Raw genomic sequence first — 14,161 nt, 5'->3', positions numbered from 1 at the left:
TTAATTCTCCTCTTTTTCCATTAATGATTGACCTGTCATTTCAGAAGGTTGTGACACCTCTAATAATTCTAACATGGTTGGCGCCAAATCGGCTAAAATGCCACCATTTCTTAACATTAAATTTGATTTTGTCACAATTACTGGAACAGGATTTGTTGTATGAGCTGTCATTGGGTCCCCTTTTAAAGTAAGAACTTCATCAGAGTTACCATGGTCAGCTGTAATAATAGCTGCGCCACCTTTTGCAAGGAGTGCATCTACTACTTTACCAAGACATTCATCGACTGTTTCAATGGCCTTAATTGTTGGCTCTAACATTCCGCTATGCCCAACCATATCAGGGTTAGCGAAATTCAAAATGATACCATCAAATTTATCGGCCGCAATCTCTGCAAGCAATGCTTCTGTTACTTCATAAGCACTCATTTCAGGTTGTAAATCGTATGTTGCAACCTTTGGAGATGCAATTAAAATACGCTCTTCCCCTTCAAATTTCGCCTCACGACCACCACTCATAAAGAATGTAACATGCGGATACTTTTCTGTTTCTGCAATACGAAGCTGTGTTTTGCCATTAGAAGCTAACACTTCACCAATCGTATTTTTCAAGTTATCGTTTGCGTACGCAACTTGCGCATGTACTTCATCACTGTAGTGTGTAAATGATACAAATTTTAAATTCTTTGGCTGTTTATCTGATAAAGCAAAGCCATCAAATTCATTATTTGTAAACACTTTCGATAGTTGAATTGCACGGTCAGGGCGGAAGTTGAAGAAAATAACAGCGTCATTATCGTCAATTGTAGCCACTGCTTCTCCTTGCTCTTGAACGCTAAATGGAATAACAAACTCATCTGTTACATCACGCTCATATGATTCGGCTACGCCACTTGCTGCGCTGTCAGCTGTTTGACCAGCACCATCAACTAGTACATTGTAAGTAAGAGCTACACGATCCCAGCGTTTATCACGATCCATTGCATAATAACGACCATGAATAGAAGCGAATTGACCTACGCCAATGTCCTTCATTTGTTTTTCAGTTTCTTCAATATAGTTTAAAGCTGTTGACGGTCCAACATCACGACCATCTAAGAAACCATGTACAAAGACTTTGTCTAAGCCTTGTTGTTTGGCAAGCTTTAATAGGGCAAACATATGCTCATAATGGCTGTGTACGCCACCGTCTGAAAGTAAGCCCATAATATGAAGCTTAGATTGATGAGCTTTAACATGTGCGATTGCATCCAAAAATGCTTTATTCGTAAAGAAATCTCCTTCACGAATAGATTTATTTAAGCGTGTTAAGCTTTGGTAGACAATACGTCCAGCACCTATATTTAGGTGTCCAACTTCAGAGTTCCCCATTTGACCTTCAGGTAACCCCACCGCTTCACCTGCTGCCGTTAATGTTGAATGCGGGAACTCATTCCATAAACGATCGAAATTAGGTTTGTTTGCTTGGGCTACTGCATTTCCGAAAGTTTCGTCGCGAAATGCAAAGCCATCTAGAATAATTAATGCTACTGGCTTTTTAGGCATTTGCTGCCGCCTCCAATAATGTTAAATAGGATTCTGGTTGTAAACTTGCACCACCGACTAAAGCGCCATCGATATGCTCTTTTGATAATAATTCCTGAATGTTTTCAGGTTTTACGCTACCGCCATATTGAATACGTACAGCTTCGGCCGTTTCAACATTATATAATTCCTTCACTACTGCACGAATTGCTCCACATACCTGGTTAGCATCTTCTGCTGTAGCTGTTTTACCTGTACCGATTGCCCAAATAGGTTCATAGGCGATCACCATATGCTCCACTTCTTGTGCTCCAAATCCAGCAAGTGCTGCTGTAATTTGATGAGCAACCTTTTGCTCAGTAGTCCCCGCTTCACGTTCCTCAAGCGTTTCTCCACAGCAAATAATTGGTACGATATTATGTGCAAGTGCTGCAGCAACCTTTTTATTGATCGCTTCATCTGTTTCATTATAATATTCACGTCGTTCAGAGTGTCCTAAAATAACATAGTCCACTTCCACACTTGCTAACTGGGCTGGACTAATTTCTCCAGTGAATGCACCTTCGTTTTCATAATGCATCGTTTGTGCACCAATGGCTAAATCAGATTCACTAGCAACTTGCACAAGCGTAGGTAGGTAAAGTGCTGGTGCACAAACAACAGCGTCTACTTTATCATTTGAAGGAAGTTTGTCCTGTACTGCATCGACAAACTGGATCGCCTCTTCAAATGTTTTATACATCTTCCAGTTACCTGCAATTATTGGTTTACGCATTGTTTTTGCCTCCTATAGTTTATTTATTTATCGTTTAATGCCACAATTCCAGGAAGCTCTTTTCCTTCCATTAATTCAAGTGATGCGCCACCACCTGTAGAAATGTGGTCCATTTTATCGGCAACTTCGAATTTTTCTACTGCTGCTGCAGAATCCCCACCGCCGATCACTGTATAACCAGTTGTTGTTGCCATAGCTTCAGCTACAGTTTTTGTACCATTCGCAAATTTATCCATTTCAAAGACACCCATTGGTCCATTCCAAATAATTAATTTAGAATTTTTAATCACCTCTGCATAATTAGCAGCCGTTTTTGGACCGATATCTAAGCCCATCCAATCAGCCGGAATAGCGTCTACATCTACAATTTTTGTTTCTGCATCTTTTGAAAATTCGTTTGCGACAACTGCATCTATTGGCATATGTAATTGCACGCCTTTTTCTTTCGCTTTTTCAATAAAGGATTTTGCTAGGTCGACTTTATCTTCTTCTAATAAAGAATTACCGATATCGTAGCCTTGCGCTTTAATGAATGTGAATGATAAACCACCACCGATAATGAGGTGATCTACTTTTTCTAATAAGCTTTCAATAACACCAATTTTGTCTTTTACTTTGGCACCACCGATAATGGCTGTAAATGGATGCTCTGGGTTAGATAAAGCTTTACCTAGCACATCTAATTCCTTTTGCATAAGGAAACCAGAGACAGCTGGTACATGCTTGGCAATTCCTTCTGTTGACGCGTGTGCACGATGAGCTGCACCGAAAGCATCATTGACATAAACGTCCGACAATTTTGCAAATTGCTCTGCTAATGCTGGATCATTTTTCTCCTCACCAGCGTGGAAGCGCACATTTTCAAGTAGAATCATGTCGCCATTTTGCATGTTTGCAACAGCTTCTTCTACTTCTTGACCAATCGACTCATCTAATTTAGTAACAGGCTTACCCGTTAATTCTGCTAGACGAATACCTACTGCAGTTAAGCGCATATCCTCTTTTACTTCACCCTTCGGACGTCCTAAGTGAGAGGCTAAAATTACTTTGGCACCTTGTTCAACCAAATATTCAATTGTAGGGATTGCTGCTCGAATACGTGTTTCGTCAGTAATCGCACCATCTGCCATCGGTACATTAAAATCAACACGCACAAATACGCGCTTGCCTTTTACATCAATATCTTTCATCGTCTTCTTATTTAACATGAAGAAACCCCCTTCAAAGTTTTTAGTCGTGAATTCCCCGGATTCACCCATCTTGGCTCCTCACATCATTCACTTAACTGTATTAGATAAAAATAGTTGGTCCATTCATCACATAGCGTTATTCTGTTTAACAAGTCTTTTCAGCTAATATCATCCAAACTTTTAATGAAGTACTCTTTTAGGCTTATCACCAAAAGTTAGAAATAGCATTTGTTAAAACGTGTGCCATGTATACAGGTTGATTGGAGTGGAGACTGGGCGACTCCTTGGGGATCAGCAATAGAGGAACGAAGGCTAAAATCATCACATCCTGTGATAACGCCTTCGTGACCAACATCGTGTTGGCCCGAGACCCTGCAGCGCAAGCGAAGCGGCTCATCGGACGCCCCCAGGAAAGCGCCCAGTCGGAACGGAAATCAACCCACGCTATGGAGAAGTACCCTTTTACTTGCTTATATAGTAGCAAAAGTCACGTTCTATGTCTTGCAATTGCATAACCAGTCATAATGGACTTCGCTTTTTGCATGTATTCAGCACGTATTCGTCTTATATTACGTATAAAAAAGGAGTAAAGGTAATTATTTCCCTTACTCCCATTACCCTTGTATATTATATCTTTTAGATATTATAAAGGCTATACTTTTTGTGCGTAAAAAGCAGTATTATGTCACACTTTTTACTTCATTTTTCGAAATATGACACTTATTTAGTGTTTAATCCTTTTTTTGCGATATATAAAGCTAAGTCCATTAAACGAGTAGAGTAACCAATTTCGTTATCATACCATGCTAGAACCTTTACCATACTATTTTCTAATACCATTGTAGAAAGACCATCTACAGTTGAAGAGTTATGGTTGCCATTGTAGTCAATTGAAACTAATGGTAGTTCATTGTATCCTAAAATACCTTTAAGCTCATTTTCTGAAGCCTCTTTTAATGCAGCATTAATGGATTCTTTAGTTACTTCTGCTTTTAGCTCCACTACTAAGTCAACACATGAAACGTTTGGTGTCGGTACACGCATAGAGAAACCATCTAATTTACCTTTTAATTGAGGTAATACTTTGGAAACTGCTACTGCTGCTCCTGTTGTTGTTGGAATCATTGACACTGCACCAGCACGTGCGCGACGTGGATCAGAGTGCGGGAAGTCAAGGATACGTTGATCGTTTGTATATGAGTGAATTGTCGTCATCATACCACGTTCAATACCAAATTTTTCATCAAGTATTTTTGCAACTGGCGCTAGACAGTTCGTTGTACAAGAAGCATTTGAAATAACATCATCTGTTTTAGGGTTATAATCCTCATGGTTAACACCCATTACAAACGTTGGCATTTCGCCCTTCGCTGGAGCCGAAAGGATCGCTTTTTTAGCACCTGCTTGAACATGTTTCCCTACTTCTTCCATCGAGCGGAATCTACCTGTACATTCAAGTACTACATCAACACCTAGGTCACCCCAAGGTAAATTAGCAGGATCTTTTTCTGCATAAACGTTGATTTTTTTTCCATTTACTACGAAAGAATCACCGTCCGCATAAACATCAGCATCGTAGATACCGTGTACTGAATCATAAGTTAATAAGTGTGCAAGTTGACCTGCATCTGTTAGGTCATTTACTGCAACCACTTCGATTTCATCGTGCTTCATCGCTTCACGAAATACTAATCGTCCAATACGTCCAAATCCATTAATCGCTAATTTTAATGCCATTGTCAATTCCTCCAATATTGTTTAAATAATTTATTTTTGCCTCGGACATTTATAATATCCGCAATTAGCTTTATTCTCATTCAGAGAGTGTTATAGCCCCCACTGAAATTTGAGTTCCATAGTAATTTATAAAGAAGGTAAACCTTCAGCGATAGCTTTTGCGGCTGCCTCATCCGTTATAAAAATAGTTTGCTTTGGTGCTACCTTAAAGTACGATAGCATTGCCTTCACCTTTTGTTCACCAGCAGCAACTGCAATGACATGCTTACTTCTTTGCACTTGCTCAAACTGAATACCGATTGTTCGAATTCGATGTACAATTTCACCTTCTGCATTGAAATAATAGCCAAATGCTTCACTCACTGCACCCTTTTCTTCGAGTATCCGTAAATCCTCAGGCGATGAATTACGACGAACAGCCATTTCTTCTGCTGAGCCAATACCATGAATAACACAATCTGCATGATCATAATAATTCATCATTTCAGTTACCATTGGCTCTGTTAACATTGCTTGATAAGCCTGCTCACTTAAATGCTCCGGTAAAAACAAGGTGCGATACTGTGCATCCATCTGCATGGCAAATGTTGAGACAAGTGTATTGGCTTGCATTTGCATTTCATGTCCAATACCTCCACGCGCAGCAACAAACGTGATGTTGTGAGTATCAGCTGGATGTAAAAATTGTGCGAGTGATGCAACCGACTTGCCACCAGTAACAGCTACAATTTGACCGTCAAAGCTTGTTGACATAAATTGTTGTGCTGCCTCTTTTCCAAGCAATGTTAATATCGTATCGTTTTCATTGTAATCACCTGGAACAACAATTACGTGCTGTAAGCCAAAATGGTTTTCCAATGATTTAGCTAGCTGTTTAAGACCAGACCATTCATAGACTAATGCTCGTAGCTTATCAATAACTACTTCACCTTCGTCTGTACATACCATACCTGACTTTTGAGAATCTAATAACCCTTGCTCACGTAAAATATCTGTTTCTTTACGAATTTCTCGTTCAGTCATTTTAAGTGAATCTGCAAGTGTTCGACGCCCAATCGGCTGCATTAGCTGAACTGTTTGCAAAATGCGATATCTCGATTGAAGAAGCGGATACATTTCTGGAAGTAGCCTTTGCTGTGCCTCAGGTACAGATAACATATTTATCTACTCCCTTTTTAATAGCAGCGGGTTATATTCTGTCCCACTATATAAAATTATGTCCCACTTACAATTTCATTATAATACTCTTTAAAATAAAGAGCAAGTAAATGCTATGTTTTGGCATAAAGAATTATTATTTACAGCATAGTGGCTTAATCTAGTATGTGTTGGGTTTCATAGGAAGAAATTTTCACTGAATCTGCTAATGTAGCTTTAAAATAAAGTTCGATCAAAAGTACGCTACAAAACTCCACCTATTTTGAAAAAAGATTAAAAAAATGAATTCTTATTCGATAGATTTAGGATTTGTTTTTAATTGATCATTTTCTACTTGCTCGACAATTATGTGGAGGACACTTACCTTAATGAAAGTACGTGTACTAAATGTGCATACTTATATATTTATGGTTTGTTCTTTATACTCTAGATGAAATAAGTAATTCTTAGGAGGACTAAACTTTGAAAACTCTAGTTATCGTAACTCACCCTAGCATAGATACTTCTATCATAAATAAGCGATGGGTAACAGAACTTAAAAAATATCCAGAAAAGTATACTGTACACGAATTGCATAAGGTGTACCCCGATGGAAACATTGATGTAGACCAAGAACAAAAATTGGTTGAATCTCATGGGAATCTTGTTCTTCAGTTCCCTATATATTGGTTTAATTGTCCGCCTCTCCTTAAAAAATGGCTTGACGATGTATTTGCTTACGGTTGGGCTTATGGTTCAAATGGAGGGAATAAATTAATGAATCGAAAAGCTGCTTTAGCTGTATCTGCAGGAATTAGTCAAAAAGATTATAGTGAAGAGGGAAGATATCGCTATACACTCGAGCATTTATTATCTCCTTTTGAAACTACCTTCCTATACTGCAATGCAAATTATCGTTCGTTCTTTGCGTTTTATGGTACAGAAGAAGCACCTGGTACAGAAAATGAACAATTTACAGGAGAATTGGAAAAAAGCTCACAAGATTATTTGAATTTTGTTGACAACCTGTAAAAGATTGCGTTTTTTTAATAAGATAAAAGAAGTATCCCATTGTTTAGGAGATACTTCTTTTGATTGAAACAACATAGCTCTGCGCCTACCTCTGTAAAGCCTCCAGAGCCGACAAACGGTTTTTCTCCCCCCACTCGCACATCATATTTAACACGGGAATAATCGAAAGACCCCGTTCAGATAATGAATATTCAACTTTTGGAGGTATTTGGGGAAATTCCTTGCGTATGATAAGGCCATCTGTCTCCAAATCTTTTAACATGATGCTTAGCGTTTTGAAGGGAATGGTACCGATACATCGCTTCAACTCATTAAACCTCATAACCTCATTTTCAGACAGCCAATACATAATAATCATTTTATATTTACCACCAATTACAGACAACGTATATCCAAAGCTAGTGTCTTTTAATTCCACGCCGGTCGGAACACAGGTTTCACGCATAAATCACACTCTCCTTTTGGCAAGTATATGATATAAAAAATACATACTATACAATAGATAATTATACATTATTATATTGAACTACTCCCACTTTCGCTTTGAAGTGGGAGATTCCTAAGAACACCAGGTAACCGCATAAAAGAATAGGAACGTGCTTTAACTTCAAAAATAGTCTAAATGCTTAAGTTGATGAATGTGTGATGGTACCCCTAATTCGAACGACTTCAAATAGAATAACGTAAAACCGACTATTTTTTTAAAAATCGAAACCACACCAAGAGAGGAGACTGTCCCAAATTCGATGTTCTCCCTACTTTTTTCACTAATTCCATCAATATTTATAGAAACGAGCCCACCATTGTTAGAAAACGAATAAAATGTGCGCCTGATTTTCAAAAAAGTGAAATGATTTGGTGGTCATGAATAAAAAAAGCCTCATAGCCACTGTAAACGGCTACGAGACTTTAATTGGCTTATTTTGTGAAAGATAAAATTGCGTTTTTCTTAAATCCACCTAAAGCTTTTGTTGCTTCATTTTTATTTGTATATTCAAAAATACGAACGTCCTTTTTCTCAAATACTGTAATAACCCACATTGTAAAATCTCCCTTCAACTATACGTTTTTGTAATATAACAATCACTAAAAATGTGATACTTTTGATAAACTGTTTTATAACAACTTCTTACTTGAATCCTATTCTACTCCGATTTTTAAAAAAATAAAGCCTAATGTGAAGGTCTTCACAAACTGTTCAAATTCAAAACGCTTTCATTGAACAATTTGTGAATTGTGGTTATTACCGCTAAAGATTTGGGTAAAGCAACAATCAATTATGCCTCAGGTGGATGTTTGGACACCCGTTGAAAGAAGTTAAAAAATTCCGCTCCTTCTTCACTGCCACATACATAGCGAAAGAAATGCGAAATTTTTAGGAAGGATTTAATTCACTTAATGTTTTGCTTCATTAAACGAGCGATTTGCTGTTCATTTGTATGGTCGATTTCTTCTAACTTTTGAATCACTAATTGCTGCCTTTCGTTAGAATGATTCTGACTTAACTTCTTTTTACCTTCCATACTTAAGATTTTCATTCTAAAGCCTTGAACTCCTTTGTTTAGATTGCTTACAAGCTGCTCATCAACTTGGGTTAGGCTATATGTGCTGTTATGATGTTCATATTTTTGTATCATGTTGTTAAAGGATTTTATTAATTCATCATCGTGTTCAATAAGCTCGATTTCTCCATAAACATGTACTGCTACATAATTCCATGTTGGGACAGCTTGATTTGTTTCATACCATGATGGAGAGATGTAGCAATGCGGCCCATGAAATATTGCTAAAACCTTTTGATTTTCAATATCCTTCCATTGAGGATTACCTTTTGCAAAATGTCCAATTAAACAGTCCTTTGCGTCATTCAACAATACTGGAAGATGTGTAGCATAGGGCATTCCTTCATGAGTTGAAAATAATGTCGCAAAACTGCTGTCCTGAATAACCTCTATCATTTCAGATAAATCTTTTATTTTAAAAGCCGCTGGTATGTACATCAGCAGATTCCCCCTCTGTTATTCGCTATACAAATGCTCCATAAGTGTTGCGTAATCTAAATTGCCGTATTGAATCATTTCCCCATCTTTTTCTACTACCGGAATCATTAGCATATATTTTTCATGTATGCTCTCATCTTCTTCAATATTAATGATTTCAATATCGAAATCTATATCCTCCTGTACAAGCTTTAATGTCTGCAATCCCTCTACACATAGACCACAATTAGCTCGACTAAAAAATTTCACGTTCAATTACAGCACCTCCTTTAACCATTATAAAACGAAATAGCTATCTATAAGCAAGATACTGTAATGACTCCTTTAGCTTATCATTAACTCATACAGAATCTTTTTTAACAACAGCAGTGTTCTTGCCAATGATTACGGAAGCCACAACAACGATGGCTATTACAATAGTAAATAATGTGATCGATTCATTGAGAAATAGAGCTGCAAAAATAATCATTAGAAATGGCTGTAAATATTGAATTTGACTTACTCTTGAAATTCCTCCCATAGCCATTCCACCATACCAGGCTACATATGCTAAAAATTGACTCACAATAGCAAGATACAGAAAGCTAATCCAAGCTTTTAAAGGAGCATGCAACATCTCGGCTGATACGTTTAGTAACACTGGAATAATAAGAAAAGGAGTAGCAATTATAATTGCCCAAGCAATTACTTGCCAGCTTCCTAATTCTCGTGCTAGTACCCCTCCTTCAGCATAACTAAGTCCGAGTATGATAACGGCTGCCAGTAAGGCTAAATCTGCTACATGTAGCTGGCCCAGTCCAAGGTAGGTAGCATAAGTTATTACTGCCAACGCACCTACAATGCTTGACAACCAAAATTTAACAGAAGGGATTTCACCTCCCCTTACCATGGCAAATCCTGCTGTAGCTAGAGGTAAAAGGGCTAATTCTACAGCCCCATGAGAAACTGGCAAACTTGTCATTGCCCAAGAGGTGAGTAAGGGAAATCCTAAAACAGCGCCTAGAGAGACAATAATTAAACTCTTGAATTGGCGAGCAGTGGGCAGTTTTTCTTTTTTCACAATCAATACAAGAGCAACTAAAATTGAAGCGACTACTCCTCTTCCTAAGCCAACGATTGTAGTTCCAAAATACTCTACCGCTACACTTGTTGCAGGTAATGTTAAGCTAAAACAGATGACGCCCACTAAGCCTAATAATAACCCCATTTTTTCCTTCTTATTGTCCTGCACTATTATCAACTCCCAACATTTTTTATACCAAACTGTACCATTTGAGCTGGTATAATAAATACTAAGAGGAGCTATCGTAAAAATAAACAAGATTTTCTGTCATCTGTCCTGGTACAGAATAAGGAGGGAATTATATTGTCTACCAAATATAATGAGATTATTGATGAAATTAAAGATCAGCTAGCAAAGGGTTTACTTATAGCAGGTAGTAAACTTCCATCAGTACGACAACTGTCTGAAAAATTCTCCTGCAGTAAAAACACAGTTATCAAAGCATATGACGAGCTAGAAAAAGAGCATTTAATTTTCTCTGTCCCAAAAAGCGGCTATTATGTTGTCAATGAATTTCAAAATCCAGACAATAAAAATAATATTATTGACTTTTTGTCTGCTGGTCCAGATAAAGACATCATGCCCTACATTGATTTTCAGCACTGTATCAATCAAGCCATTGATACATATAAAGAAGAATTATTTACTTACACCGATCAACAAGGTCTCTACTCTTTACGACTTCAATTGGTGAAGTATTTGCAAAGTTTACAAGTATTTACCGAACCGGAAAGATTATTTATTGTGTCTGGCTCTCAGCAGGCTCTAAATTTATTAGTTTCCATGCCATTCCCGAATGGAAAAAACAATATTTTAATTGAACAGCCTACTTATTTTGGCTTTATAGAGTCCGCTAATTTGCAGCAAGCAACTACGTTTGGGATTGATTTATCTATGGAAGGAATTGATTTCGATCGTCTAGAATATATGTTTCGCAATAACGATATTAAGTTTTTCTATATCGTTCCGAGATTTCAAAATCCACTTGGACATAGCTATACGAATAAAGAGAAAAAAAGAATTGTTGAATTAGCGGAAAAATACGATGTCTATATAGTTGAGGATGACTTTTTAGGGGATTTGGATCCAAATACTAAATCAGACCCATTATTCGCGTATAATCCTTCTGGCAGAGTTATTTATATAAAAAGTTTTTCTAAAGTTTTTCTACCTGGTTTAAGGGTTGCGACTATAGTTCTTCCAAGATTAATGATTAACAATTTTTCACGTTATAAATTCACTTCGGATTTTAATAGTTCTGTTCTTTCTCAAGGGGCATTAGAAATATATTTAAAAAACGGGATGTTTAGTAGCCATGTTAAGAAAATAAAAGAGCTGTATTCTAGGAAAATGAAGCATCTTCAGGAAGCTTGTGAGTTGTTGCTACCAAATAATACGCTTTATACGAAGCCCTCTTCGGGATTCTATCTTACTATCTTTCTTCCTGAGAAAGTGACTGCGAAACAGACTGTCAATTTGTTAAAAGAGCAAAATATCCTTGTGGATGATGCCGCTAGAATGTTCCTACCAGAATATAAAAAAGACAACCTGATTCGACTAAGCATTTCTCAAGTTAAGGAGAATCAAATTCATACTGGAGTAGAAAAACTTGCTCAATGTATCACATTTATTGATAGTAAGAAAAATGATATATATCGAAATAGTTTTCAGCTCTTATAATAGCTATGTCTTGACTGTACATTCGGAAGCGGCATAAACAAATTTTAGTATCAATCCCTTCATTAGAGCCCCTAACTAGAAAAAGACTGTGCAAGAAACTTACTTCCTGCACAGTCTTCTATCATATTATTTTTTTAGATGGCTATCTAAGAATTTTAGCATTGCATTGTAGAATTCAATGCTATTTTCTTCATTAAGGAAACCGTGGCCTTCATTATCCTTCACCATGTATTCCACATCAACGCCTCTTGCACGTAATGCTTCAACGATTTGATCAGATTCAGCCTTATTAACACGTGGATCATTTGCACCTTGAGCTACAAATAGCGGTGTTTTAATTTTATCCACGTGGAAGACAGGTGAAACTGCTGTTAATAGCTCCTTATCCTTCTCTGGATGCCCTACACGTTCATATAACATTTCACGCATTGTTTCCCAATATGGAGGAATTGTATTTAATAGCGTAAAGATATTCGATACACCTACGTAATCAACTGCTGCTGCATATAGATCTGGTGTATAAGTGATACCTGCTAATGTTGCATAACCTCCAAAGGATGCACCATAAATTCCGATGCTTTTAGGGTCTGCAATGCCTTGGTCGATTGCCCATTGTACGCCATCTGTAATATCATCTTGAATTTTTAGACCCCATTGCTTATTACCAGCTTCAAGGAATTTTTTACCGTATCCAGCTGAAGAACGGAAATTCATTTGTAGTACTGCATAACCACGATTCGCTAGTAATTGCACCTCAGGATTAAAGCCCCACATATCACGTGCCCATGGTCCACCGTGTGGATTGACGATAAGTGGCAGATTTTTAGCCTCTTTGTTTTTTGGTAAAGTTAAATAACCGTTAATTGTTAGACCGTCTCGACTTTTATATGAAATTGGATGCATTTCTGCAAGCTCCTCTTGTTTTAACCAAGGGCTTAATGTTGCCATTTCTGTCATTTCATCTGTTGTTGAATCGTAGTAATAATATTTTCCGTAAACAGTGTCACTAGAAACGCTAACAATAAATTTTGTCATTTCTTTATTGTAATCATTAATGCTTAATTCACTTTCATGAACTCCTAATTTGTTTTGAATTTTACGGAATAGTTTTTCAAAGTCCTTGTCAAAGAATTGATAGTGTACTTTATCTGTTATATATGCACCGTATAATAATTTATCTTTCTCAGGACTATATAGTACACCTATTACATCCACTTCTGAATTGGACATAATTACTTCTTCATTACCTTTTAAATCATATTTAACCACTTCTACTTTATCTCTTCCCTTATTAGAAGTTGCGAAAATATGTTTATTGTCTTTAGAGAAAGCAAGTGGCATCACTTCATCTCCTGCTTTCATTTCAATAAATGGCTTGAATTCGTCTTTCTCTGAGTCACGGTAAAGGATAGTTCCTTCTACACCATCTGAGGTAACTGCCATACGTACATTTCCATCATGATCTGCTAACCAACTTGAAATATTACCTGGGTTTTTCGCAACATGTGTAGTTTTACCAGTCTTGACGTTAAGCTTATAAACATCAAAGACTTTTGCATCTTCTTTATTCATCGTAATAAGGATTTCATCTTTAACGCCCTGTAAACCACTTAATAACCCAACAGTTACATTTGGATATGGTGTTAAATCCTTTTCCTCATTGCCATTAAATGATGTTGAATAAATGTGGAAATTTTCATCTCCACCTTTATCCTTTGCATATAGTAAATTATTATCTTTCCAGAAGAATCCCCTAATATCACGATCGGTTGAATTGGAAACACGTACTGGCTCACTATCGTCATTCATTTTTTTCACGAAAACGTTGGAACGATTTTCCCATGCTGCAGCATAAGTAATGTAATTGCCATCTGGTGAAAGTTGATAGCCGAAGCTACCAGGATTTTTCATAAAATCTTCGACGGAAATTTCTTTCACGCCTTCATTACTGACACTATTTTTCACTTTTTTAGCATTGTTTAAAATTTTCACTGCATCTTCTTTAGTAATTGTTTTACTATTTGAA

General features: G+C 37.0%; 13 protein-coding genes. 2 read left to right on the top strand and 11 right to left on the bottom strand.

Translation table 11 applies throughout. The features are described from left to right. The 5 genes from gpmI to AN161_RS03960 form a co-directional block, all read right to left on the bottom strand. Complete coding sequence (gpmI, locus tag AN161_RS03985; RefSeq protein WP_053593090.1) at positions 1 to 1,542, bottom strand: 2,3-bisphosphoglycerate-independent phosphoglycerate mutase; 1,542 nt, start codon at positions 1,540 to 1,542, stop codon at positions 1 to 3. Next, positions 1,535 to 2,296 carry a triose-phosphate isomerase gene (tpiA, locus tag AN161_RS03980; RefSeq protein WP_053593089.1) on the bottom strand — a complete coding sequence of 254 codons (762 nt, stop codon included), beginning with the start codon at positions 2,294 to 2,296 and terminating at the stop codon, positions 1,535 to 1,537. Before tpiA ends, gpmI begins: the two co-directional genes overlap by 8 nt. A gap of 23 nt (positions 2,297 to 2,319) precedes the next feature. Next, on the bottom strand, positions 2,320 to 3,504 hold the full coding sequence (locus AN161_RS03975; protein WP_053593088.1) for a phosphoglycerate kinase: 1,185 nt from the start codon (positions 3,502 to 3,504) through the stop codon (positions 2,320 to 2,322). Between the two features lie 702 nt (positions 3,505 to 4,206). After that, complete coding sequence (gene gap / locus AN161_RS03965; RefSeq protein ID WP_053593086.1) at positions 4,207 to 5,223, bottom strand: type I glyceraldehyde-3-phosphate dehydrogenase; 1,017 nt, start codon at positions 5,221 to 5,223, stop codon at positions 4,207 to 4,209. 126 nt (positions 5,224 to 5,349) lie between these two features. After that, positions 5,350 to 6,381, bottom strand: a complete 1,032-nt coding sequence (locus AN161_RS03960) for a sugar-binding domain-containing protein (protein WP_053593085.1) — start codon at positions 6,379 to 6,381, stop codon at positions 5,350 to 5,352. 462 nt (positions 6,382 to 6,843) lie between these two features. Here AN161_RS03960 and AN161_RS03955 point away from each other — a divergent pair, with 462 nt between their 5' ends. After that, positions 6,844 to 7,392, top strand: a complete 549-nt coding sequence (locus AN161_RS03955; protein ID WP_053593084.1) for an NAD(P)H-dependent oxidoreductase — start codon at positions 6,844 to 6,846, stop codon at positions 7,390 to 7,392. A gap of 85 nt (positions 7,393 to 7,477) precedes the next feature. On the opposite strand, the gene AN161_RS03950 is transcribed toward AN161_RS03955, so the two are convergent. The 5 genes from AN161_RS03950 to AN161_RS03935 all read right to left on the bottom strand — a co-directional run bounded on the left by AN161_RS03950 (position 7,478) and on the right by AN161_RS03935 (position 10,623). After that, positions 7,478 to 7,837, bottom strand: coding sequence for a helix-turn-helix domain-containing protein (locus AN161_RS03950; protein WP_053593083.1), 360 nt, complete (start codon positions 7,835 to 7,837; stop codon positions 7,478 to 7,480). A gap of 473 nt (positions 7,838 to 8,310) precedes the next feature. After that, the gene (locus AN161_RS30925; protein WP_263297453.1) at positions 8,311 to 8,433 is read right to left on the bottom strand and encodes a hypothetical protein; all 123 of its coding nucleotides are present in this window, start codon (positions 8,431 to 8,433) and stop codon (positions 8,311 to 8,313) included. Positions 8,434 to 8,783: 350 nt separating this feature from the next. Then, entirely contained in the window at positions 8,784 to 9,392 is a 609-nt protein-coding gene (locus tag AN161_RS03945; RefSeq protein ID WP_053593082.1) for an FMN-binding negative transcriptional regulator, read from the bottom strand. Positions 9,393 to 9,410: 18 nt separating this feature from the next. Further along, a complete protein-coding gene (locus AN161_RS03940) occupies positions 9,411 to 9,647 on the bottom strand; it encodes a glutaredoxin family protein (RefSeq protein WP_053593081.1) in 237 nt (78 codons plus the stop codon). Between the two features lie 85 nt (positions 9,648 to 9,732). After that, the gene (locus tag AN161_RS03935; RefSeq protein WP_053593080.1) at positions 9,733 to 10,623 is read right to left on the bottom strand and encodes a DMT family transporter; all 891 of its coding nucleotides are present in this window, start codon (positions 10,621 to 10,623) and stop codon (positions 9,733 to 9,735) included. A gap of 135 nt (positions 10,624 to 10,758) precedes the next feature. On the opposite strand from AN161_RS03935, the gene AN161_RS03930 reads away from it, so the two are divergent. Continuing rightward, a complete protein-coding gene (locus AN161_RS03930) occupies positions 10,759 to 12,135 on the top strand; it encodes a PLP-dependent aminotransferase family protein (RefSeq protein ID WP_053593079.1) in 1,377 nt (458 codons plus the stop codon). A 126-nt stretch (positions 12,136 to 12,261) separates the two neighbouring features. Here the strand turns inward: AN161_RS03930 and AN161_RS03925 are convergent. Then, a partial coding sequence (locus AN161_RS03925; protein ID WP_241774498.1) for a S9 family peptidase occupies positions 12,262 to 14,161 on the bottom strand: 1,900 nt, incomplete at its 5' end.

The sequence above is a fragment of the Lysinibacillus sp. FJAT-14222 genome (genome assembly GCF_001278875.1).
Classification (GTDB): domain Bacteria; phylum Bacillota; class Bacilli; order Bacillales_A; family Planococcaceae; genus Lysinibacillus; species Lysinibacillus agricola.
The sequence above is the reverse complement of the archived record's forward strand: the minus strand, read 5'-3'. Positions and strand labels throughout refer to the sequence as shown.